This is a genomic window from Promicromonospora kroppenstedtii DSM 19349, from assembly GCF_000515355.1.
Lineage (GTDB): Bacteria > Actinomycetota > Actinomycetes > Actinomycetales > Cellulomonadaceae > Promicromonospora > Promicromonospora kroppenstedtii.
In genome coordinates, this window is sequence record NZ_KI911740.1 from 3,356 (window position 1) to 4,482 (window position 1,127).

Annotated in this window: 2 protein-coding genes; both read left to right on the plus strand. The window is 73.7% G+C overall.

Translation table 11 applies throughout. The features are described 5' to 3' along the window. Window positions 1-211, plus strand: a 211-nt coding sequence (locus tag PROKR_RS22430) for a helix-turn-helix domain-containing protein (protein WP_169736523.1), incomplete at its 5' end; no start/stop codon positions are given. Between the two features lie 188 nt (window positions 212-399). After that, window positions 400-1,127, plus strand: a 728-nt coding sequence (locus tag PROKR_RS22435) for an alpha/beta hydrolase (protein WP_036968136.1), incomplete at its 3' end; no start/stop codon positions are given.

Sequence of the window (1,127 nt, forward strand, 5' to 3'; positions counted from 1 at the left end):
GGTGCGCCGGCGCGGCGCGGTCGCGGCGGACGCGCTGACCGCCCAGGAGGCGCAGATCGCGCGGCTGGCGGTGGCCGGGCGGACCAACCCGGAGATCGGCGCGGAGCTGTTCCTCAGCCCGCGCACCGTGGAGTGGCACCTGCGCAAGGTGTTCGGCAAGCTCGGGATCACCTCGCGGCGTGAGCTGGCGGGGGCGCTGCGGGAGCGCTGAGCGCGCCGCTCACGGCGTCGCCCCGCTCACGACTGGGTGTCCACGAGATCGATGGTGCCACGGGCCAGGGAAAACACATGGTCTGCGGGCGATGTTGCACGGAGTGGACAACGTCTACGCTGCGCAACACGGTTGCCGTGCCTGGTGTCGCCCGGGCGCCGTCCAGGGACAAGGGTGAGACTGTTCTGATGGCCCAAGACATGTGGTCGCCGACGGCGTACGCGCGTGGTCGCGACGTCGAGATCGCCTACGACCGGTTCGGTCCGGGCGGCGGCGTCCCGCTCCTGCTGGTGATGGGGCTCGCCGTCTCCCGGTGCTGGTGGTCGGACGGGCTGTGCCAGGCGTTCGCCGACGAGGGCTTCGACGTGGTCCGGTACGACCAGCGGGACACGGGGGCGTCGACCAGGTTCCGGCCGGGCGAGCGCAGCGGGTCGTTCACCGCGTTGCTGGGTACCGGCACCGTGCCGTACACGTCGGAGGACGTCGTCGACGACGCCGCCGCGGTGCTCGACGCCGTCGGCTGGGACCGCGCCGTGGTGTTCGGGCACTCGCTGGGCGGCATCGTGGCGCAACGGTTCGCGCTGCGACATCCGGACCGGGTGCTCGGGCTCGTGTCGTGCGACGCCCCGCCGAGCGACATGTCGTGGCGTGACATCCCGCGTTACCTGCACCTCGGGCTGGCCGCGCGGCTCGCCACGAAGCGGTACCCCGAGGGACGCGCCGGCGACGTCGCGGCCTCTCTGACCGTCGCGAAGCTCATGGCGTCCCCGGCGAACCCCACCGACGAGGACGCGGCCCGCGAGCGGATCGAGCGCGGGCTCGACGCCGGGCCGCGCGATCTGACGGCGCTGGGCCGCCTCCTGCGCGCCCGGTGGCACGGCGGACGGCTGCGCGAGATCGGCGCGCCGACGCTGGT